We start from the raw sequence: 21,267 nt of genomic DNA on the forward strand, positions 1-21,267 counted from the left end.
CTTGTGAAACTGATACAATGGAGAAAAACAGTGAGAGGAGAAGGTTTGTGAAACAGTATCAAGAAAGCGTGTTTGGGAAATGGCAGAATCAAGAGGTTCGGGCTTATCGCCTCGAAAATGACAAGGGTTACCAATTATCTGTCATGACCTATGGGGCGACGATCTTAGAATATGTGACACCGGATAAAGAAGACCATTTTACGAATATTATTCTAGGCTTTGATCGCTTTGAGGACTATGTGGGCAATAGCCCTAAATATGGGGCTAGTATTGGCCCGGTAGCAGGCCGGATTGCAGGGGCAAGTTTTGAACTCAATGGAGAGACCTATCACTTGGAAGCCAATAATGGTACCAACTGCAACCACAGTGGATCAACAGGCTGGGACAGCGCTTTGTTTAGCGTGGAGTCGGTAACGGATCAGGAAATTACCCTATACACAGAACGTGCAGATGGAACCGGTGGTTTCCCTGGAAATCTCAAGGTCTGGGTAACCTATGGTTTGACGGAAGATGGTGAACTTGAGATTGCCTATCGGGTAGAAACGGATCAAGATACCTTGGTCAACCCGACCAACCACAGCTATTTCAACCTATCAGGCAACTTCACCCAGCCGATCAATGACCATGTCTTTCAGATCAACCATCAAGGGCTTTACCCTATCCATCCAGACGGTGTTCCTCTTCAGACCGTGGATAGAGAAAGTCCGGTTGTCCAGCATCTCTACCAAGCAATGCTCTTGGAGGATCTTTTTAAGGACTCTGATCCGCAAATCCGTCTGGTAGAAGGATTAGACCATCCATTTGCTCTTCCAGAAGGGCATGAAAATGCCGGCTTTCTTTACCATCAGCCATCTGGACGTTTTTTGACCTTTAAGTCAGAAGCCCCAGCCTTGGTGGTATATTCAGCCAATTTCGTAGACGAAACTGTTCATCTGCAAGGCCAACCAATGGTTCAGCACAATGGCTTGGCTCTAGAATTCCAAACAGTGCCAGATGCCATTCACAGTGACCAAGCTGAAAAGGTCATCTTGATAGCAGGTCAAGTCTTCACCAGCAAGACTAGCTACCATGCCATTGCTAAGAAATAAGGAGGAAAGGGGTGACCCAAAAAAGGATGTGAAATTCTTGCTTGGGACCACCTCTTTTTCTCGAAAAAGATTTTTTAGAAAAACTATAAGGAAAGTTTAAGCTTCCTATCGTATACTAATACCATCATCAAAGACCTCCTAACTTTGAATGATAAAACTCCTAAAACTTTTTCATAATAATCTCCCTATAAGAGCCACCAAAACCGGTGGCTTTTTTCTGGGAGTGAGACAGAACAATTTTTTAAAATTGTTCGTTGTCTCACCCCCGCACAGTTGATTAGGTAATCTTTGGAGCTATAAGAGCGAACAAAGATACCAATCAACCACTGCGTTATGTAATTATTACTAAACCTATTTCATCTAACCAAGCCTGATAGGGACGTAGACGAGCTTAGGTACATTGACGCAGTTCGAACGCAAGTGAGAACTATCTTTAAAAAACACATTCTATTTGTGGTACCGAAGGCATCATTTTTTGCTATAATAGACTGTATGAGTAGAATTTTAGACAATGAAATCATGGGCGATGAAGAGGCTGTTGAACGGACGTTGCGCCCGCAATATTTACATGAATATATTGGTCAAGATAAGGTCAAGGACCAGCTGAAAATCTTTATTGAGGCGGCTAAGCTTCGGGATGAAGCACTGGATCATGTCCTTCTTTTTGGCCCTCCGGGGCTTGGGAAAACCACCATGGCTTTTGTCATTGCCAATGAACTGGGTGTCAATCTTAAGCAGACTTCTGGTCCTGTCATTGAAAAGGCCGGTGACCTGGTAGCTATCCTCAATGATCTAGAGCCTGGCGATGTCCTCTTTATCGATGAGATCCATCGTCTGCCTATGTCAGTCGAAGAAGTGCTTTACAGCGCCATGGAAGATTTTTACATCGACATCATGATTGGCGCTGGTGAGAGCAGCCGGAGTGTCCATCTGGACCTTCCTCCCTTCACTCTGATTGGGGCAACGACTCGAGCTGGTATGCTGTCCAATCCCTTGCGCGCTCGCTTTGGGATTACCGGGCACATGGAATACTATGAGCAAGATGATTTGACAGAGATTGTCGAGCGGACCGCCGAGATCTTTGAGATGGAAATTACCCACGAGGCTGCCGAAGAGCTTTCTCTTCGTAGTCGTGGAACTCCTCGGATTGCCAACCGTTTGCTCAAACGGGTGCGCGATTTTGCTCAGATCATGGGCGATGGCTTGATTGACGATACCATTACAGACAAGGCCCTCTCTATGCTAGATGTGGACCATGAAGGACTGGACTATATCGATCAAAAGATCCTGCGTACCATGATTGAAGTGTACGGCGGTGGCCCGGTCGGGCTTGGGACTCTATCGGTCAATATTGCCGAAGAGCGAGAGACCGTAGAAGATATGTATGAGCCTTACTTGATTCAGAAAGGCTTTATCATGCGGACCCGGACAGGGCGCGTGGCGACCCGTAAGGCTTATGAACACCTGGGTTATCCCTACAATGGAGATTAGAAGAAGATGCTGACGGAAGAAGCGATAGTAGAACAGATCCAAGCGGATCAAGAGATGATGAAAGTCTTGACTATTATTCGAGATCTAGACTTGGCAGATGCCTGGTTAGCGGCGGGTGCGGTCCGCAATTTCATCTGGAACCAGCTCTCTGGAAGACCAGGGTTTGACGCGACAACCGATATGGATCTGGTCTTTTATGACCCTGAGATCAGCTATGAGGAGACTCTGCAGATCGAGCAGGAATTAAAGAAGACCTATCCTCAGTACGCTTGGGAAGTGAAAAATCAAGTCTATATGCACCAGCATAGTCCGGGGACAGCTCCTTATCGCAGTGCCTGTGATGCGGTTTCCAAATATCCCGAGCAGTGTACGGCTCTTGCGGTTCGCTTAAAGAAAGACGATCAGCTAGAATTCTTTCTCCCTTATGGGACAAGCGATATCGAAGACTTCATTGTTCAGCCGACTCCGCATTTTTTAGCCAGTCCAGAGCGTTTAGCGGTTTATACAGAGCGGATGAAAAAGAAAAATTGGCAGAGTAAATGGCCTCCATTAGAGGTTCGTTTTCCAAAATAGAGAAACAGATCAGATTTGAAAAAGGAATCTGATTTTTCTTTAAAATGATGGAGCCCCTTTGTCATCTTTCTGTCACATTTTTGTTATAATAGTAATAGTATGCTGGTTTTCCTTAGTGGAAAGCGAAGAGCTCAGCTAGGTTGGGCAGTCCGAACAAGGAGTTAGGTGGAATCATGAAAAAAATCGTCTTTGTCTGCTTAGGAAATATTTGTCGGAGCCCCATGGCGGAGTTTGTCATGAAGGACTTGACGGATCAGTATGAGATTGAAAGCCGTGCCACCTCTAGCTGGGAACATGGCAATCCCATCCATCGGGGAACCCAGAGAATCTTTCAAAAATACCAGGTCCCTTATGATCCAGCCAAGACTTCTTTACAGATCAAAGAAGAGGATTTTTACAACTTTGATTTGATCCTAGGGATGGACGCAAATAATGTGGCAGATTTGAAGCAAATGGCTCCTGTAGGTACAGAGCACAAGATTCATCTTTTTGCTGCTGAAAGTGTGCCAGATCCATGGTATACTGGTGATTTTGAGGAGACCTATCGCAGGGTTCTGGCTGGCTGTGAAGTCTGGTTGGATCAGCTGGCAACTTCCTAAGAGTTTGATATGTGAGAGAATACGGGATATGAAAGAATTTTATGAGACCTACAAGGTCTATCTGACACGAAAAAATTTGGAAATAGCAGCATTAGTCGTGATTGTTCTATCTGCTTTGCTGGTTTTCCTTTCAGCCATTCCAGGTCAGGGCGTCTTGACCTTGGATAAGGGGGCGATCCGTTACGACGGAAGTTTGGTCCGTGGCAAGATGAATGGCAAGGGAACCGTCACCTTTAAAAATGGGGATACCTATACAGGTAACCTCGTCAACGGCTCTTTTAGCGGCTATGGTAAGTTTAAGTCCAAGGATGGTTGGACCTATGAAGGGCAGTTTATTAACGGCCAGCCGGAGGGCAAAGGCACCTTAACCACAGAAGCCAACGTCGTATACAAAGGAACATTCAAGCAGGGGATTTATCAAAATGCGCATTAAATGGTTTTCACTAGTCCGTGTTACAGGACTCTTATTGGTATTGCTTTACCATTTCTTCCAAAAAGCCTTTCCTGGAGGCTTCATTGGGGTAGATATTTTCTTCACCTTCTCAGGATTTTTGATTACAGCGCTCTTGATCGATGAATTTGCGCGCAAGCAAGGAATCGACTACCTGGCATTCTTGAAACGGCGCTTTTACCGGATCGTACCACCCCTTGTCTTTATGGTCTTGGTCGTGATGCCCTTTACCTTTATGGTCCAACGGGACTACGTGGCTGGTATTGGGACTCAGATTGCGGCGGTCTTTGGTTTTGTGACCAATTTCTTTGAGATGGCAACGGGTGGTAGTTACGAAAGTAACTTCATTCCACATCTCTTCCTTCATACCTGGAGTCTGGCCCTAGAAGTGCATTACTATGTGCTCTGGGCACTTTTGGCATGGTTCTTGGCTAAGCGGGCTAAGACGGTTGGAAAATACCGAGGCATGCTCTTCCTAGCATCCAGCGGGCTCTTTCTCTTCACCTTCTTGTCCATGTTCATCCGCGCCTTTCTGACAGCTAATTTCTCCACCATCTATTTTTCTAGCTTCACTCACATCTTCCCCTTCTTTGCGGGATCGTGTCTAGCAACGGTGACAGGGATTGCCAATGTCAGCCCGAACTTTACAAAGCTGGTGCAGTCTTGGAGCATGAAAAAGACCTTATCGGTCTTGGGTGGAAGCTTTGCCTTCTTGTTTGTGCTCAGTCTTTTCTTACCATTTGATAGCTTGTGGACCTATCTATTTGGCTTTTTAGTAGCGACAATCGCAGCTTGTGCCATGATTCTGTCGGCCCGCATTCTCCATGAAAAGACGCCAGATAAAAAAGAACCAGCCATCCTCAATTTCTTGGCAGATACCAGTTATGGCGTTTACCTTTTCCACTGGCCTTTCTTTATCATCTTCTCTCAACATTTGGGAAATATGATGGCAGCCCTTGTGACGACGATCGTTTCCTTGATTCTAACGGCTCTGTCCTTCTATATTTTGGAGCCAACCATTGCAGGTAAGGAACCTCGGGTCTTTGGTATGAAGATGGATCTCAGCTTTTTGACCAAACCGATCTTTTACCTCATGATTCCATTAGCTCTCTTGATGGTTGGAATCTCCGCCTTTGCACCTACCGTTGGAGCTTTTGATGAGAGTTTGGTAGTGAGTGGGCTCAATCAAGCAGACAGCAAAATGCAGGTCACACGGACGCAGGTGGACAATGCGACGGCAACAGACTATAACGTTTCAAATGGTGTGACCATGATCGGGGATTCGGTTAACTTGCGAGCGCAGGACTACCTGACTAAAGCCATCCCTGGCATCCAGATCGATGCAGTGGTGAGCCGTCAGTTGGAAAATGGAATGAAGGTCTTTGAGACCGATATCTCCAATAAAGTTCTCCTAAAAAATGTGGTCATTGCCCTAGGAACCAATACTGTAAGCAACTACAAAGAATTGCTGGATCAGTATGTTGAGAAACTTCCAAAAGGCCGTCGCTTGATCCTTGTGACACCATATGATGGGCGCTATGCCAACGATCCGTCCAGTGAATCGGTTCAAACGCGTCTTTATGAGTTGGAACTAGCCAAGAAATACGATTTCATCACCATTGCGGACTGGTATCAAGTAGCCGTGGAAAATCCAAATATTTGGGTGGGAACAGACTCTGTTCACTTCAATATGGAGACCAATGGTGGGGAACTCTATGCCCAAACCGTCAAAGAAGCTCTTGACAAGGCTGAAAAAGGTCCAGTCAAGAAGTAAAAAAGCATCTCTGAAACTGAAACAAAACAAATCCTAACAAAACAAAAAGCAACTTTTTACTTGTAAAAAGCTGCTTTTTTTAGTAAGATTAAGAAAACGCTTACAAAAATCGATTGAAAACATCACTTTGTGAAGAAAAAATTTTTAAAATTATTTTTTCACAATTTTGCTAAAGAATTGTTTTTGCAGCAATTGAATTGATAAAACTTTCACAAACTTCAAAAAAATCTTTGTGAAAGTTGCTTGGAAGTGTTTACAAAAAACTCAAAATAGAGTACAATTATATTGTGAAATAATTAACAAATCGAAATTTCTTACACTATTCTTGAAAATTTCTGAAAACAAGAAAAAGTTCCGGAAAAGGATAAGGGTTTCAAACATTGGAGGAAAGCATCAAATGGCTGATAAAAAAACTCTCTCACCTGAAGAAAAGAAACTCGCTGCTGAAAAACACGTAGACGAGTTGGTGCAAAAAGCGCTGGTGGCGCTTGAAGAAATGCGCAAATTGGATCAGGAACAAGTAGACTACATCGTTGCAAAAGCATCTGTAGCTGCTCTTGACGCACACGGTGAGCTTGCTCTTCATGCATATGAAGAAACTGGTCGTGGAGTCTTTGAAGACAAGGCGACTAAGAACTTGTTCGCTTGTGAGCACGTTGTAAACAACATGCGTCACACCAAGACAGTTGGTGTCATTCAAGAAGATGATGTCACTGGTTTGACCCTTATTGCTGAGCCAGTCGGAGTCGTTTGCGGGATCACTCCTACAACAAACCCAACTTCAACAGCCATCTTTAAAGCATTGATCTCCTTGAAGACACGGAACCCTATCGTCTTTGCCTTCCACCCATCCGCTCAAGAATCATCAGCTCATGCGGCACAAATCGTCCGCGATGCAGCGATTAAAGCAGGAGCTCCTGAAAACTGTGTGCAATGGATCACGCAACCATCTATGGAAGCAACCAGTGCCCTGATGAACCACGAGGGAGTTGCTACGATCCTTGCGACCGGTGGGAATGCCATGGTGAAAGCGGCATACTCATGTGGGAAGCCAGCTCTTGGGGTAGGTGCAGGTAACGTTCCTGCTTATGTTGAAAAATCAGCTAACATCCGCCAAGCTGCACACGATATCGTCATGTCAAAATCATTTGACAACGGAATGGTCTGTGCGTCTGAACAAGCGGTCATCATCGATAAAGAAATCTACGATGAGTTTGTTGAAGAATTCAAATCTTACCACACTTACTTTGTTAACAAAAAAGAAAAAGCCCTTCTTGAAGAGTTCTGCTTCGGCGTAAAAGCTAACAGCAAAAACTGTGCGGGTGCGAAATTGAATGCGGACATCGTTGGGAAACCAGCAGCATGGATCGCTGAACAAGCTGGCTTCTCAGTCCCAGAAGGAACCAATATCCTTGCTGCAGAATGTAAAGAAGTTGGTGAAAAAGAGCCGTTGACTCGTGAAAAATTGTCACCAGTCATCGCTGTCTTGAAATCTGAAAGCCGTGAAGACGGAATTAACAAAGCACGCCAAATGGTTGAATTCAACGGTCTTGGTCACTCAGCAGCCATCCATACAGCAGATGAAGAATTGACCAAAGAATTTGGTAAAGCAGTTAAAGCCATTCGTGTCATCTGCAACTCTCCTTCGACTTTCGGTGGTATCGGGGATGTTTACAATGCCTTCTTGCCATCATTGACACTTGGATGTGGTTCTTACGGACGCAACTCTGTTGGGGACAACGTTAGTGCCATCAACCTCTTGAATATCAAAAAAGTCGGACGCCGGAGAAATAACATGCAATGGATGAAACTACCTTCAAAAACATACTTTGAACGTGATTCAATTGAATACCTACAAAAATGTCGTGACGTTGAACGTGTCATGATCGTTACAGACCACGCTATGGTAGAGCTTGGTTTCCTTGATCGCATCATCGAACAGCTTGACCTTCGTCGCAACAAGGTGGTTTACCAAATCTTTGCAGACGTAGAACCAGATCCAGATATCACAACTGTTGAACGTGGTACAGAGATCATGCGTGCCTTCAAACCAGATACGATCATTGCTCTTGGTGGTGGATCACCAATGGATGCGGCCAAAGTTATGTGGCTCTTCTACGAACAACCAGAAGTGGACTTCCGTGACTTAGTTCAAAAATTCATGGATATCCGTAAACGTGCCTTCAAGTTCCCATTGCTTGGTAAGAAGACCAAATTCATCGCCATCCCAACAACATCTGGTACAGGATCTGAAGTAACTCCATTTGCCGTTATCTCTGATAAAGCAAACAACCGTAAATACCCAATCGCAGACTACTCATTGACTCCAACCGTTGCCATCGTAGACCCTGCCTTGGTATTGACTGTTCCAGGATCTGTTGCAGCGGACACTGGTATGGACGTCTTGACGCACGCGACAGAAGCTTACGTATCACAAATGGCTAGCGACTTCACAGATGGTCTTGCCCTTCAAGCTATTAAACTTGTCTTTGAAAACTTGGAAAGCTCAGTGAAGAACGCGGACTTCCATTCACGCGAAAAGATGCACAATGCGTCAACTATCGCAGGTATGGCCTTCGCCAATGCCTTCCTCGGTATTTCTCACTCAATGGCCCACAAGATTGGTGCGCAATTCCACACCATCCACGGACGGACCAATGCGATCTTGCTTCCATACGTTATCCGTTACAACGGTACACGTCCGGCTAAGACAGCTACATGGCCTAAGTACAACTACTACCGTGCGGATGAAAAATACCAAGATATCGCTCGTATGCTAGGACTTCCATGCTCTACACCAGAAGAAGCCGTTGAAGCTTACGCAAAAGCTGTGTACGAACTTGGTGAACGCTGTGGTATCGAAATGAACTTCAAAGCACAAGGCATCGATGAAAAAGAATGGAAGAAACATTCTCGTGAATTGGCCTTCCTTGCTTACGAAGATCAATGTTCACCAGCTAACCCACGTCTTCCAATGGTAGACCATATGCAAGAAATCATCGAAGATGCTTACTATGGTTACAAGGAACGCCCAGGACGTCGTAAATAAGACGCCAAGGAAGAACTGATGTTTATCAGCTATCCCTCGCTCAAAAGAGCGGGGGATTTTTGATGGCCTTTTCAGGTTTCAATCGAAAAAAGGGAGCTGAGGAATTGCCTGTCTTTTTTTGCTTTTCAGACCTCCGAACCATTTTTTCATAAAAATTAGACTTTTTTTCAGAAATTGTGTTATTTTTATAGCATTCCGGGCTAATTTATGTTACCCTATAGTGTGTGAATCTGCCTGTAGCTGAAGGGTTATGATCCTTTTTCAGTTATAGGAAACGAAAAAACAAATCCAAGAAAGGAGGCCATCTCAAATGGAGTTAGAAGGTGAAGTGCAAGATCAGGCGCAGAAAATTATTGAAATGCCCCAACGAGATCGGGCAACGTCCGCTTCAGAAAATCAGCCATCATCTGCCTCGGTGGTCTCCATGTATGGACAGGAAAGGCCAAGTATTCCGAGCCTCCATCAGCAATTGGCAGGGGCATCTGGTACCCAGACCATTCAATTACGAGAGGAATTGGTACTGGCAGTAGCACAAAATGCTTCAGCGCAAGCGACGGTTTTTGAGGCCGAGCTCAAAGATCAGCTAGAAGTGGCCAAGGAGACGGTTTCCCATAAGGTTGCGGAGGTGTCACAAATGGCCCACAGCATGGCTCAGTTTTTAACAGATGCAGAAGTGGAGCAACTATTAGGAGAGTTCTCCATGGATACTTGCTGGGACCAAGCGGTCGAGGCGGAAAACCTGGCTCAAGCAAAGGCCTACTCGACACGTCTGTCAGATTTGGCAGGGCAACTGGAGGCTGCATCAGCCCAATTGGTGGACTTGGACAAGGGACAAGCAGTGGCCTTTGATTTTCATAAGTAGGAGAAAAAGATGTTAGAGATCCTGGGAGAGGATAGAGAACGCATTGAGGAGCTCCATCGAGAGATTAAAAAGGAGCAAGAGCGGATTGCAATTCGGAGTTTGATTGCAACGCAAAAAGCCTTGATGATGTTGGAAGGGATGAGTTTGCAGGTGACTTTGAGCGGTCAATCCGAAAAAATGCGCTCTTTTGCCACAACAACTCTAGTTAATGATTTGAAAGATGGATTTACAGGAGGAGCAGCGGACGCGGCAGAAGCAGCACTGAAATCAGTGAAAAAGCCGATTTTATTGAGTCCGATTAAAGGAGGTATGTGATGTACCATTCAGGAAATAGTGAATTAGAACAACTAGAAGATCGACATTACCGCTTCAACCAGAAACTTAGCGAGTTGGAGTGGGATTATGCGGATATGCGTATGGATGTCCGCCAACATACAGAAAATTTAGTAGACTGGCTGAGTGCCCTGCATTTTCAAGCCCCAAGTGCGGAGGCTCAAAGTGGTTTGGAGCGTTTATTTGCCTTGCAAGAAGAGTTTGAGGCAGAACTCAAGCGCTATGAAGAGCGTTTAGAAGAAGAGCGTGAGCGCGAGCAGCAAGAGTACTATAAGCGGCGCCAACAATTAGAACAAGGTGATTGAAACATTCCTCTGGTAGAGATAAGAGGAATGTTTTTGTTTGCTCAAAAAACTTTTAAAAATGTGCTCATAAAATATTGTAAGCGTTTGCTTAGTATGTTATAATATTCACAAAGAAACGAAAATAAAATGGTTTTATCAAACCAACAAAGAAAAGGAGTCGCTTATGAAAGCTGCAACTTATGTATCTGCAGGCAATCTGCAACTGCTGGATCAACCAAAACCAATGATCAAAAATCCAACGGATGCCATTGTGCGTGTCTTGAAGACAACCATCTGTGGGACAGACCTTCACATCCTAGGAGGAGATGTGCCAGCTTGTAAGGAAGGCACAATTTTAGGCCACGAAGGAATCGGGATCGTCGAAGAAGTCGGCGATGCAGTGAATAACTTCAAGGTGGGCGACAAGGTTATCATCTCTTGTGTCACAGCTTGTAATACCTGCTACTACTGTAAACGTAGTTTGCCTTCTCACTGTGAAGATGGTGGTTGGATTTTGGGTCACTTGATCAACGGAACCCAAGCAGAGTATGTCCACATTCCACATGCTGATGGTAGTCTTTATCATGCGCCTGAGACTGTGGACGACGAAGCCTTGGTCATGCTCTCAGACATTCTCCCAACGTCTTATGAAATTGGGGTGCTTCCATCTCATGTGAAACCAGGGGACAATGTCTGTATCGTTGGAGCTGGTCCGATTGGCCTTGCGGCTCTTTTGACCGTTCAATTCTTCTCACCAGCTACCATTATCATGGTGGACTTGTCCGAATCGCGCCTCGCAGCTGCCAAGAAATTTGGGGCAACTCACACCATCTGCTCCAGCGATATTGCGGAAATCAAGGCCTTTATCAATGAAGTGACGGATGGTCGTGGGGTCGATATTTCAATGGAATGTGTGGGTTATCCTGCTACCTTTGATGTCTGCCAAAACATCATCTCTGTCGGTGGTCATATTGCCAATGTCGGTGTTCACGGAAAACCGGTTAGCTTCAATTTGGACGAATTGTGGATCAAGAACATTACCCTCAACACCGGTCTTGTCAATGCTAATACCACTGAAATGTTGCTCAATGTCTTGAAATCAGGCAAGATCGATGCAACCAAGCTTATCACCCACCACTTCAAACTCTCAGAAGTTGAAAAAGCCTATGATGTCTTTAAACACGCGGGTGAAAACCATGCACTCAAGGTCATTATCGAAAATGATATCAGTGAATGAAGTGGGAACTAATATTTGTTCATAGTTTTTTTAGAAGGGCCAGAGATATTCTGGTCCTATTTTCAGTCCCAAATAGCCGATAATTCCTTGCAAAAAAAAATTCCTTGTCTTATAATATAAGTGTAGAAAACGAATACATTAAGAGAAAGGTGTAATCTTATGAAACGGTTTTGTTATCATCGTGAATTCTGGATGGACTTCCATTTCTGGATCTTGGTCTTGCTTATAGTAGCTGTGGCTATGACGATGCAGGCTCCGCTTTCGGTAGTTAGCCTAGCTTATCTTGCTTTTGTTGGGATTCTGATTCTTCTGCAGGTCTTTCAACCGTCTGTATCGACACGGCAGTACCCAGAAGGTAGCTACCATTTCAATTGGAACTTCTATCGCGATACTAGACTGTATATCGATCTCTTTTTATTAGCAGGTCTCTTGGCAGGCCCAATTACTTCATCGGATATGGTCTATTGGATCTTGCTTGGAGCCGTCGTCGGCTCTATTGGCTTTGTATTCGTCGTAAAGGAAAAAGCGACTCAAAAGATGGCTTAGGTAGATGAGATGGTTTCAATATTATAGAGTATAAATACTTCTTTAGAACAATCAAAAAAACCAAGAAGGATGAGTTTTATCTCATCCTTCTTGGTTTTTTAAATAGGGAGACCATATTAAGATTTTCGAGAACGTTGACTAGAGAGTTTTTTGTGTTCCCAGTAGCTATTAAAGACGATTTCTTTTTGTTCTCGGTTGATATTAAGAAAATGGGCATAGATGAGGTCGACCACAATTAGTAAGGGGAGAACCGCCGAGATGCGATCGATATAGGTATTGCTTGGAAGAGGTGCAGCGGGCACCACTTCAGTGAAATCTTGGTGGACACCAGCAGGATTGCCAGTTATAAGGACTGTTTTTGCGCCGTTTTTCTTGGCTTTCAACAAACTATCTGTAATAGCGCTCGTCTTGCCTGATAAAGAAAATCCAATGACTAAGCAGGAGGAATCTAGAATGCTGGTGGTCTGATTAAATCCGTCTTGATTAGTCACGACTTCCCCTGCCACACCAAGTCGCATAAGGCGCAATTTCATCTCCCGAGCCACCAAGCTGGAACTTCCAATCCCGAAGTAATAGATCCGATCTACTTGATCAATTAAATCTGCTACATGCTCTAATTGGGGATCTTTGACGAAATTTTCAGTGACGTTACCGATATGGTGGTAGCGTTGCAAGACGCTGAGAGTGAGTTCGTCATGTTCTTGTACCTGTTTTTGATTTTTTGTTTCTTCGTTAAAGTGATAGACAAACTCTCGATAGCCGGTGAAACCACATTTTTGAGAGAAACGCGTTAAGGCAGCCTTTGAGACATGGAGTAACTCAGTTACACGAGAAGAGGACAGGGAGTGCTGTCGTGCTTCGGATGATAAAAAATATTGGGCAATGTCTCGTTCCATATCTGTTAACTCAGCTTCATGGTTGGCGATAATGGTGCGTAAATCTTGATCTTGTTTCACAGCAATCCTCCTTTCTCACAGGATCAAATAACAGGATTCTCCTATAATATATTACACATTATAACATGGAGACACCCTTTTATTCAAGTAAAAGCAAGTAAAAAAACATTGAAACTAGTATCAGTATTTAAATGGTGAAATAATAATTTTAAAAGTGCTCAAAAGATTAAATTTACTTTCAGGAATAGAAGACTAGAAATAGAAATCATAAAATTGTAGCTATAAGAAATAAATATGGAAGTAAGGTAACACTTTGGAAGAACTCTTTCTTATGGCTTGATAAGAAAGAACCTTTATAAATAACATAAAGTATTTGTATAATAAATAAAATAGATATACAATAAAAATATAGGAATTGCTAGGATTTTTTAGAAAGTACTTTCTAATTATAGTAAAAGTATTGAAAATACATTTTTAAAGTATTATGATTAATGGTGTAAGAGCTTACAAACTAAAAAAGAAGCAGGTGATTAAATCATGGAAGAGTTACGGCATAAGCTGATTGTTTCGTGTCAAGCTCTACCAGACGAACCATTGCATAGTGATTTTATTATGGCTCGTATGGCAGTGGCTGCCGAGGAGGGCGGAGCATCTGGAATTCGCGCCAATTCTGTTGTTGATATTGCAGCGATTCGAAAAGCGGTGAATTTACCGATCATTGGGATCATCAAACGAGATTACGAAGGTGCAGATGTTTATATCACGGCAACTATGAAAGAGGTAGATGAACTCATGACGGTTCGTCCGGATATTATTGCGATAGATGCCACAACTTCTACACGACCAAATGGCGAAAGCTTAGAAGATTTTTTCCAAAAAGTAAAGAAAAAATATCCGGATCAATTGTGGATGGCAGATTGTTCTACTATTGATGAAATGCTGACGGCTGATCAAATAGGTTTTGATTATATTGGAACAACGTTGGTAGGGTATACCAAGCAAAGTAAAGGCGATAAAATCGAATCAAATGACTTTGAAATTATTCGCAAAGCCCTTAGTAAACTATCTCATCCATTAATTGCAGAAGGGAACATCGATACCCCTGATAAAGTCCATAGGGTATTGGAGTTAGGTGCCTATAGTGTTGTCGTAGGTTCAGCTATTACACGTCCACAATTAATTACAAAAAAATTTGTAGAAGCAACAAAATAAAGAAAGAGGTTTCCAAATGACAAATACAAATTTGAAGAAATATGAAGGTGTTATTCCAGCGTTTTATGCGTGCTATGATGAAAATGGTGAAGTGAGCCCAGAAAGAGTACGTGCTTTGACTCAATACCATATTGATAAAGGAGTACAAGGGGTTTATGTCAACGGATCTTCTGGAGAATGTATTTATCTTAGTGTTGAAGATCGTAAGCTGATTTTAGAGAATGTAATGGCGGTCGCTAAAGGAAAACTAACCGTTATTGCCCACGTCGCATGTAACAATACCAAAGATAGCGTTGAACTTGCAAAGCATGCTGAAAGTCTTGGAGTAGATGCTATTGCAGCTATCCCACCTATTTATTTCCGCCTTCCTGCTTATTCCATTGCTCGGTATTGGAATGACATGAGTAAAGCTGCACCAAATACAGATTTTATCATTTATAACATTCCACAACTATCTGGTACTACCCTCACGCGTGACCTTTATGCTGAAATGCGCAAGAACCCACGGGTGATTGGGGTTAAAAATTCATCCATGCCAACACAAGATATTCAAATGTTTGTAGCTGATGGAGGAGATGACCACATTGTCTTTAATGGACCAGATGAACAGTTCATTAGTGGCCGCGTTATTGGTGCAAAAGCTGGAATTGGTGGTACTTACGGGGTGATGCCTGATTTGTTCTTGAAATTGAATGAATTAATCAAAGAATCCGATTTTGAAACAGCTAAAGAATTGCAATATGCGATCAATGATGTCATTTATAAAATGGTCAGTGGTCGAGCAAATCTTTATGCAGTGATCAAAGAAATTCTCCGTCTAAATGAAAAATTAGATCTTGGTTCTGTAAGAGCCCCACTCGAACCATTGCATGAAGAAGATCTTACAATTGCAAAAGAAGCAGCAGAACTTATTCAACAAGCACGAAAAGAATTTTTATAATAAATAAAATCAATATGGAGATATGTTATGGGCACAACAGGATTTACAATAATTGACTTAATTATCTTGATTGTTTATTTACTTGTGGTATTGGTTGCAGGTATCTATTTCTCTAAAAAAGAGATGAAAGGAAAAGAGTTCTTTAAAGGAGATGGTTCGGTTCCTTGGTATGTTACTTCGGTATCCATTTTTGCCACAATGCTCAGTCCGATTTCCTTCTTGGGACTCGCTGGTAACTCTTATGCAGGTAGCTGGATTTTATGGTTTGCTCAATTAGGGATGGTTGTAGCTATTCCACTGACAATTCGTTTTATCTTACCTATCTTTGCACGGATAGACATCGATACGGCATATGATTACTTGGATAAACGTTTTAATTCTAAAGCACTTCGTATTATTTCAGCACTCTTGTTTATTATTTATCAATTGGGACGTATGTCTATCATTATGTACCTCCCATCAGCTGGTTTATCAGTATTGACAGGAATTGACATCAATATTTTGATCATTTTGATGGGTGCAATTGCAATTGTTTATTCTTATACTGGTGGTCTAAAATCCGTATTATGGACAGACTTTATTCAAGGTGTGGTTCTGATTAGTGGTGTCGTTGTAGCTTTATTTGTACTGATGGCTAATATTAAAGGTGGCTTTGGTGCAGTAGCAGAAACATTAGCAAACGGGAAATTCCTTGCTGCAAATGAAAAACTTTTCGATCCTAACTTGCTTTCAAACTCCATCTTCTTAATTGTGATGGGTTCAGGCTTTACAATCTTGTCTTCCTATGCTTCATCTCAAGATTTGGTTCAACGTTTTACTACAACACAAAATATTAAGAAACTTAATAAAATGTTGTTCACAAATGGTGTCTTGTCACTTGCAACTGCAACAGTCTTTTACTTGATCGGTACAGGCTTGTACGTATTCTATCAAGTACAAAATGCAGGTAGTGCAGCTAGCAATATCCCTCAAGACCAAATCTTTATGTACTTTATTGCATACCAGTTACCAGTAGGTGTCACAGGTTTGATCTTGGCAGCGATTTATGCAGCAGCTCAATCAACTATTTCAACAGGTTTGAACTCTGTTGCAACTTCATGGACATTGGATATTCAAGATGTCATTTCTAAAAATATGTCAGACGATCGTCGTACGAAAATTGCACAATTCGTATCTCTAGCAGTAGGTTTATTCTCAATTGTTGTTTCCGTTATCATGGCTCATTCAGATATTAAATCTGCATACGAATGGTTCAATAGTTTCATGGGACTTGTACTTGGTCTACTTGGTGGTGTATTCATTCTTGGTTTTGTTTCTAAAAAAGCAAATAAACAAGGTGCTTATGCAGCGCTGATTGTATCAACCATCGTTATGGTATTTATTAAATACTTCCTTCCTCCAACAGCTGTTAGCTACTGGGCATATTCATTGATTTCAATTTCTGTATCAGTAGTTTCAGGTTATATTGTATCTGTTCTTACTGAAAATAAAGTATCTGCACCTAAATATACAACGATTTATGATATTTCAGAAATTAAAGCGGATTCAAGTTGGGAAGTTCGTCACTAGTCACTAATAGAAAAGAGAAAATAATATGATTATTTCTGAACAATCTGATTTTAGACGATATGCTTCTGTCAATAAACATTTTTCAAAAGTCTGTGATTTTTTAGAAAATACAAATTTGACAGATTTAGTTGATGGAAAAATTGATATTGACGGGGAAAATGTTTTTGCAAATTGTATGACTTATCTAGCTGATGGAGTTCCAGGAGATATTTTTGAAAATCATAAGAAATATTTAGATATTCATATTGTTGTTGAAAATACAGAAAAAATGGCAGTAACTTCCCCAGTTCGTGCTCAGTCACGTGTACCTTTTAGCGAAGAGAAGGATATTGCTTTTTACGATAGTAAAGACTATCAAATTGTTGAATTGCTTCCAGGGAATATGTTGGTGACTTTTGAAGAAGATCTTCACCAACCAAAGATTCATTGCAATGATGAAACTGTTAAAAAACTTGTTATCAAAGTTTTAAACGAGGAAAAATAAAATGAAAAAAATATTAAACAATATGTAACCTTAGGTACTGTATTGGATTGATGTTTGAAAAATTTGATTCATGGTATCGTAATGAACTTCATATGAAAAATGTTGTACCATATATAACATTTAAGATTGAAGATTTGAAAAAGAATTAAAGCTGAAATTTAAAAATATATAGATAGAGGATAAAAATTATGGTAAATTACGGTATTGTTGGAGCTGGATATTTTGGAGCTGATTTGGCTCGCTCAATGAACAAAATTGAAGATGCAAAAGTGGTTGCGGTATTTGACCCAAATCATGGAGAAGAAGTTGCTCAAGAATTGGGATCAGATGTTTGTGCAAGTTTAGATGAACTTGTAGCACGTGAAGATATTGATTGTGTGATCGTAGCTTCACCTAGCTACCTTCACCGTGAACCTGTTGTGAAAGCTGCTCAACATGGCAAACACGTATTTTGTGAAAAGCCAATTGCATTGTCTTATGAAGATTGTAAAGCCATGGTTGACGCATGTAAAGAAAATAATGTTATCTTTATGGCTGGTCACATCATGAACTTCTTTAATGGTGTACACCATGCTAAAGAATTGATTACTCAAGGTAAAATCGGTAAAGTTCTTTATTGCCATGCCGCTCGTACAGGTTGGGAAGAACAACAACCAACTGTATCATGGAAGAAACTTCGTTCTCAATCTGGAGGACATTTGTACCACCATATTCATGAATTAGATTGCATTCAGTTCATCATGGGAGGGCTTCCTGAAAAAGCGACAATGGTAGGAGGCAATGTATATCATAAAGGTGAAAACTTTGGTGATGAAGATGATATGCTCATTGTAAACCTAGAATACTCTGATGATCGTTATGCTGTTTTGGAATATGGTAATGCTTTCCGTTGGGGTGAACACTACGTCTTGATTCAAGGAACTGAAGGAGCTATCAAACTTGACTTGTTCAATACTGGAGGTACTCTTCGTGTTAAAGGTGAAGGAGAATCACACTTCTTAGTACATGAAACTCAAGAGGAAGATGATGACCGTACAGCTATCTATACCGGTCGTGGTATGGATGGAGCAATTGCGTACGGTAAACCAGGAGTACGTTGCCCATTATGGTTACAAACATGTATTGATAAAGAAATGGAATATCTACATGACATCATTAAAGGTGGAGAAATTACAGAAGAATATGAAAAACTTCTCAATGGTGTAGCTGCTTTAGAATCAATCGCTACCGCTGATGCATGTACTTTATCAGTTAAAGAAGATCGAAAAGTAAGTCTTTCAGAAATCACAAATGCTTAACTATTGTAAAACAGAATAGTAAATTCTTGTCATTTTATAGGCTATTGATACGATAAGAAAATAAGGCCCTATTTCAATGAATAAGAGCAATCAGAAGATGTTGCTTGCTATTTTTAAGAAGCCCAGGTTGAATTCGAAAGGAGTTCCAGTATGGAATTAGTACAATATAAAGATGCAGTGATTGCACGGGACATTCAACACCCTGCACTCAAGAAAGTTGTAGATTATTTAAAAACACATGATGTCAGTCAAGATGAAAAGGGGACACATTCAGTCTCTGATGATTTCTTTTACAATGTGATTGAAATGGAAACAACGGATGAAGAACATCGTGTATGGGAAAGTCACCGAGACTACTATGACGTTCATGTTCTATTCGAAGGAAAAGAACGAATCTCATATAATTTTCTATCCAATATGAACTTGGAAGATTATGTGAAAGAAGAGGATTGGCAACAAATGTCTGGCCATTCGATGTTTGATATTCATTTCACACCTGGTGCTATTTTATTATTAGATCCAAATGATGCGCATAAGACAGGTTTGAAAGTGGATCAGGCTCAAGGTATTCGCAAGGTCGTTTTTAAAGTGCGGTTATAGCGTGTATTATTCATTCTTTTCATTCCGAGCGGGAGAAATAGAACAATTTTTGAGAGAAGGATCTTGTTATCTAGTCACTGATTTCTCTCATTGAGTGGGTCGAAAGGTCCTATAAGATGATGGATGTTCTCAGGAATTGTTAATAGAGGTTGGAGACTATTCCCAGCCTCTTTCCCCGTTTTTAGAAGATGTTGTCAGAGTGGAGGAGAAATGGTTACATTAGAAAAAAGTATACAACCTGTTATTGAGTCAGTCTATGAAAGCTTAACAGATTTAGAAAAGAAAATAGCTGACTATTTTTTATCTGATCATGTCATGCAAGATGATTTATCTGCAAAATCAGTGGCTAAACGATTGTATGTTTCCCTCTCTTCTTTGACAAGATTTGCTAAGAAGTGTGGGTTCACAGGATATCGTCAATTTGTTTATGAGTTTGAGGAGTCAAATCAGGACATTCAAAATGTTAGTCGACATATTACAAAAAGTGTCTTATCTGATTATGGAGAGTTGTTAAATAAGACTTTTTCTTTGATTGATGAAGAACAGTTATTACGTGTTAGTCGGATGTTAGACAAGGCTAAGCGGGTCTATATATACGGAATTGGAAGTTCAGGTCTTGTAGCGCGTGAGATGGAATTTCGCTTTATGAGGCTGGGAATGATTTGTAAGGCTATTACCGATGACCACATGATACGAGTCAATGAGGTCATGCTGGATGATGAGTGTCTGGTTATTGGAATTTCGTTATCCGGTGAGACAAAAGAAATTCTAGATGCTGTGTATCAAGCAAAGCAAAAAGGTTCTAGGACTGTTCTAATAACATCGAAAATAAGTGCGTTTTTAAAAGGGCGGTGTGATGAACTGGTGTCTGTGGCAGTAAAGGAAAGTTTGCCCCAAGGTACGCTCATATCACCACAATTCCCAGTCTTAGTTGTAGTCGATATTTTTTATGCCTATTATGTTGACTTGGATAGAGAGAGAAGGAATCATATATTCACTGATACACTTTCGGCCCTCAATTTACATAAAACGGAGGATGAACAATGAATATTTTAGGGATCGACATTGGAGGTACATCTATTAAGTCGGATGTATATAATGAAGATGGCAATGCTTTGGGACATTTTTCAGAACAGAGAACCAATATATGCCATGAGAACCAAACAAATGGTATACTGGATCAAATTTGTGACCTCATTGCTGGCTATCAATCTATTATTGATTTAGATGGAGTTGCTATTTCGACAGCAGGTGTTGTCGACAGCCAATTAGGGAAAATCGTATATGCAGGTTACACCATTCCTTCTTACAGTGGGACTGATTTTTCCAGCGAGATTCAGAAACGATTTTCCATCCCCGTTACAGTAGAAAATGATGTCAATTGTGCCTTGTTAGGAGAAATATGGAAAGGTGCAGCCAGAAATAGCCATTCTACTGTTATGATTACGGTTGGTACCGGTATTGGTGGTGGTATTTTCACCAATGAACAAATCTTATCCGGGCATAATTTTACAGCAGGTGAAATCGGATATTTACCGATTGGGAATACAGATTGGCAATCCTTAGCGTCTGCGTCAGCACTCGTTCAGATGTATGAGGAAGCATCTGGCTTACACCATCAAACCGGTAAAACTTTTTTTGAGGCGGTGGATAAGAGTGAACCAGTTGCTTTGAAGGTCTTGAAAACATATGTTAATCATCTAGCGCAAGGGTTAGTAACCATTTCTTATGTCTTAAATCCAGAAAAGATAATTTTAGGAGGTGGCATTTTTGCGCGATCTGATGTTTTGTTGCCACTATTGAAAAATGTATTGCAACATGCTATTCAGGATCAACGATTTTTACCAAGAGAAATTGTAACGGCTACATTAGGAAATGAAGCGGGAAGATTGGGAGCAGTAGCCAAATTTTTAATGGATCAGGGGAAGAACTTGTCTTAAAAAACGGTCGTTTTAGGAGTGATCGATCCCTAAATCCCCGA

Annotated in this window: 21 protein-coding genes; 20 read left to right on the forward strand and 1 reads right to left on the reverse strand. The window is 41.4% G+C overall.

Translation table 11 applies throughout. The annotated features are described in order from the left end of the window. Nucleotides 1-47: 47 nt before the first annotated feature. From LIZ08_RS05995 to LIZ08_RS06050, 12 genes are all read left to right on the forward strand, one after another. Nucleotides 48-1,088: an aldose epimerase family protein gene (locus LIZ08_RS05995; protein WP_227038472.1), complete on the forward strand. Its 1,041-nt coding sequence runs from the start codon at nt 48-50 to the stop codon at nt 1,086-1,088. 492 nt (nt 1,089-1,580) lie between these two features. Then, nucleotides 1,581-2,579, forward strand: a complete 999-nt coding sequence (ruvB, locus tag LIZ08_RS06000) for a Holliday junction branch migration DNA helicase RuvB (protein ID WP_227038473.1) — start codon at nt 1,581-1,583, stop codon at nt 2,577-2,579. 6 nt (nt 2,580-2,585) lie between these two features. Beyond that, a complete protein-coding gene (locus tag LIZ08_RS06005) occupies nt 2,586-3,152 on the forward strand; it encodes a nucleotidyltransferase family protein (RefSeq protein ID WP_227038474.1) in 567 nt (188 codons plus the stop codon). A 173-nt stretch (nt 3,153-3,325) separates the two neighbouring features. Continuing rightward, complete coding sequence (locus tag LIZ08_RS06010) at nt 3,326-3,751, forward strand: low molecular weight protein-tyrosine-phosphatase (protein ID WP_003015407.1); 426 nt, start codon at nt 3,326-3,328, stop codon at nt 3,749-3,751. A gap of 28 nt (nt 3,752-3,779) precedes the next feature. After that, nucleotides 3,780-4,184 carry a hypothetical protein gene (locus LIZ08_RS06015; protein WP_227038475.1) on the forward strand — a complete coding sequence of 135 codons (405 nt, stop codon included), beginning with the start codon at nt 3,780-3,782 and terminating at the stop codon, nt 4,182-4,184. Further along, nucleotides 4,174-5,976: an acyltransferase family protein gene (locus tag LIZ08_RS06020; RefSeq protein WP_227038476.1), complete on the forward strand. Its 1,803-nt coding sequence runs from the start codon at nt 4,174-4,176 to the stop codon at nt 5,974-5,976. The genes LIZ08_RS06015 and LIZ08_RS06020 overlap by 11 nt, the downstream gene beginning before the upstream one ends. Before the next feature lie 397 nt (nt 5,977-6,373). Beyond that, nucleotides 6,374-9,025, forward strand: coding sequence for a bifunctional acetaldehyde-CoA/alcohol dehydrogenase (gene adhE, locus LIZ08_RS06025; RefSeq protein WP_227038477.1), 2,652 nt, complete (start codon nt 6,374-6,376; stop codon nt 9,023-9,025). Between the two features lie 310 nt (nt 9,026-9,335). Next, nucleotides 9,336-9,887 (forward strand): hypothetical protein, encoded by a 552-nt coding sequence (locus LIZ08_RS06030; protein WP_049475235.1) that lies wholly within the window; start codon nt 9,336-9,338, stop codon nt 9,885-9,887. A 9-nt stretch (nt 9,888-9,896) separates the two neighbouring features. After that, on the forward strand, nt 9,897-10,202 hold the full coding sequence (locus tag LIZ08_RS06035; protein WP_023920072.1) for a hypothetical protein: 306 nt from the start codon (nt 9,897-9,899) through the stop codon (nt 10,200-10,202). Beyond that, nucleotides 10,202-10,525: a hypothetical protein gene (locus tag LIZ08_RS06040; protein ID WP_049475236.1), complete on the forward strand. Its 324-nt coding sequence runs from the start codon at nt 10,202-10,204 to the stop codon at nt 10,523-10,525. Before LIZ08_RS06035 ends, LIZ08_RS06040 begins: the two co-directional genes overlap by 1 nt. 163 nt (nt 10,526-10,688) lie before the next feature. Continuing rightward, complete coding sequence (locus LIZ08_RS06045) at nt 10,689-11,741, forward strand: zinc-dependent alcohol dehydrogenase family protein (protein WP_227038478.1); 1,053 nt, start codon at nt 10,689-10,691, stop codon at nt 11,739-11,741. Between the two features lie 159 nt (nt 11,742-11,900). After that, nucleotides 11,901-12,287 (forward strand): ABC transporter permease, encoded by a 387-nt coding sequence (locus LIZ08_RS06050; RefSeq protein WP_227038479.1) that lies wholly within the window; start codon nt 11,901-11,903, stop codon nt 12,285-12,287. 116 nt (nt 12,288-12,403) lie between these two features. Here LIZ08_RS06050 and LIZ08_RS06055 read toward each other — a convergent pair whose 3' ends face one another. Continuing rightward, nucleotides 12,404-13,243, reverse strand: coding sequence for a MurR/RpiR family transcriptional regulator (locus tag LIZ08_RS06055; protein WP_061591046.1), 840 nt, complete (start codon nt 13,241-13,243; stop codon nt 12,404-12,406). Nucleotides 13,244-13,720: 477 nt separating this feature from the next. On the opposite strand from LIZ08_RS06055, the gene LIZ08_RS06060 reads away from it, so the two are divergent. From LIZ08_RS06060 to LIZ08_RS06095, 8 genes are all read left to right on the forward strand, one after another. Beyond that, on the forward strand, nt 13,721-14,395 hold the full coding sequence (locus LIZ08_RS06060; protein ID WP_049485589.1) for an N-acetylmannosamine-6-phosphate 2-epimerase: 675 nt from the start codon (nt 13,721-13,723) through the stop codon (nt 14,393-14,395). A gap of 16 nt (nt 14,396-14,411) precedes the next feature. Then, complete coding sequence (locus LIZ08_RS06065) at nt 14,412-15,335, forward strand: dihydrodipicolinate synthase family protein (RefSeq protein ID WP_061591045.1); 924 nt, start codon at nt 14,412-14,414, stop codon at nt 15,333-15,335. Between the two features lie 27 nt (nt 15,336-15,362). Continuing rightward, the gene (locus LIZ08_RS06070; protein ID WP_061591044.1) at nt 15,363-16,904 is read left to right on the forward strand and encodes a sodium:solute symporter; all 1,542 of its coding nucleotides are present in this window, start codon (nt 15,363-15,365) and stop codon (nt 16,902-16,904) included. Between the two features lie 25 nt (nt 16,905-16,929). Continuing rightward, entirely contained in the window at nt 16,930-17,388 is a 459-nt protein-coding gene (locus LIZ08_RS06075) for a YhcH/YjgK/YiaL family protein (RefSeq protein WP_061591043.1), read from the forward strand. A gap of 188 nt (nt 17,389-17,576) precedes the next feature. After that, the gene (locus LIZ08_RS06080; protein WP_000248712.1) at nt 17,577-18,686 is read left to right on the forward strand and encodes a Gfo/Idh/MocA family protein; all 1,110 of its coding nucleotides are present in this window, start codon (nt 17,577-17,579) and stop codon (nt 18,684-18,686) included. 150 nt (nt 18,687-18,836) lie between these two features. After that, nucleotides 18,837-19,286: a YhcH/YjgK/YiaL family protein gene (locus LIZ08_RS06085; RefSeq protein WP_227038480.1), complete on the forward strand. Its 450-nt coding sequence runs from the start codon at nt 18,837-18,839 to the stop codon at nt 19,284-19,286. Nucleotides 19,287-19,496: 210 nt separating this feature from the next. Further along, nucleotides 19,497-20,333 carry a MurR/RpiR family transcriptional regulator gene (locus LIZ08_RS06090; protein ID WP_070845581.1) on the forward strand — a complete coding sequence of 279 codons (837 nt, stop codon included), beginning with the start codon at nt 19,497-19,499 and terminating at the stop codon, nt 20,331-20,333. After that, nucleotides 20,330-21,226, forward strand: coding sequence for an ROK family protein (locus LIZ08_RS06095; protein ID WP_061591040.1), 897 nt, complete (start codon nt 20,330-20,332; stop codon nt 21,224-21,226). Before LIZ08_RS06090 ends, LIZ08_RS06095 begins: the two co-directional genes overlap by 4 nt. The last annotated feature ends 41 nt before the right edge of the window (nt 21,227-21,267 follow it).

It is taken from the genome of Streptococcus sp. 210928-DFI.4.42 (assembly GCF_020554365.1).
Classification (GTDB): domain Bacteria; phylum Bacillota; class Bacilli; order Lactobacillales; family Streptococcaceae; genus Streptococcus; species Streptococcus parasanguinis_S.

Bases quoted from the DNA above. Each gene is read 5' to 3' on its own strand.
- LIZ08_RS06040 (WP_049475236.1), top strand. From the start codon at position 10,202: ATGTACCATTCAGGAAATAGTGAATTAGAACAACTAGAAGATCGACAT.
- LIZ08_RS06095 (WP_061591040.1), top strand. From the start codon at position 20,330: ATGAATATTTTAGGGATCGACATTGGAGGTACATCTATTAAGTCGGAT.
- LIZ08_RS06005 (WP_227038474.1), top strand. From the start codon at position 2,586: ATGCTGACGGAAGAAGCGATAGTAGAACAGATCCAAGCGGATCAAGAG.
- LIZ08_RS06075 (WP_061591043.1), top strand. From the start codon at position 16,930: ATGATTATTTCTGAACAATCTGATTTTAGACGATATGCTTCTGTCAAT.
- LIZ08_RS06015 (WP_227038475.1), top strand. From the start codon at position 3,780: ATGAAAGAATTTTATGAGACCTACAAGGTCTATCTGACACGAAAAAAT.
- LIZ08_RS06070 (WP_061591044.1), top strand. From the start codon at position 15,363: ATGGGCACAACAGGATTTACAATAATTGACTTAATTATCTTGATTGTT.
- ruvB (WP_227038473.1), top strand. From the start codon at position 1,581: ATGAGTAGAATTTTAGACAATGAAATCATGGGCGATGAAGAGGCTGTT.
- LIZ08_RS06065 (WP_061591045.1), top strand. From the start codon at position 14,412: ATGACAAATACAAATTTGAAGAAATATGAAGGTGTTATTCCAGCGTTT.
- LIZ08_RS06085 (WP_227038480.1), top strand. From the start codon at position 18,837: ATGGAATTAGTACAATATAAAGATGCAGTGATTGCACGGGACATTCAA.
- LIZ08_RS06060 (WP_049485589.1), top strand. From the start codon at position 13,721: ATGGAAGAGTTACGGCATAAGCTGATTGTTTCGTGTCAAGCTCTACCA.
- LIZ08_RS06010 (WP_003015407.1), top strand. From the start codon at position 3,326: ATGAAAAAAATCGTCTTTGTCTGCTTAGGAAATATTTGTCGGAGCCCC.
- LIZ08_RS06080 (WP_000248712.1), top strand. From the start codon at position 17,577: ATGGTAAATTACGGTATTGTTGGAGCTGGATATTTTGGAGCTGATTTG.
- LIZ08_RS06020 (WP_227038476.1), top strand. From the start codon at position 4,174: ATGCGCATTAAATGGTTTTCACTAGTCCGTGTTACAGGACTCTTATTG.
- LIZ08_RS06035 (WP_023920072.1), top strand. From the start codon at position 9,897: ATGTTAGAGATCCTGGGAGAGGATAGAGAACGCATTGAGGAGCTCCAT.
- LIZ08_RS06030 (WP_049475235.1), top strand. From the start codon at position 9,336: ATGGAGTTAGAAGGTGAAGTGCAAGATCAGGCGCAGAAAATTATTGAA.
- LIZ08_RS06090 (WP_070845581.1), top strand. From the start codon at position 19,497: ATGGTTACATTAGAAAAAAGTATACAACCTGTTATTGAGTCAGTCTAT.
- LIZ08_RS06045 (WP_227038478.1), top strand. From the start codon at position 10,689: ATGAAAGCTGCAACTTATGTATCTGCAGGCAATCTGCAACTGCTGGAT.
- LIZ08_RS06050 (WP_227038479.1), top strand. From the start codon at position 11,901: ATGAAACGGTTTTGTTATCATCGTGAATTCTGGATGGACTTCCATTTC.
- adhE (WP_227038477.1), top strand. From the start codon at position 6,374: ATGGCTGATAAAAAAACTCTCTCACCTGAAGAAAAGAAACTCGCTGCT.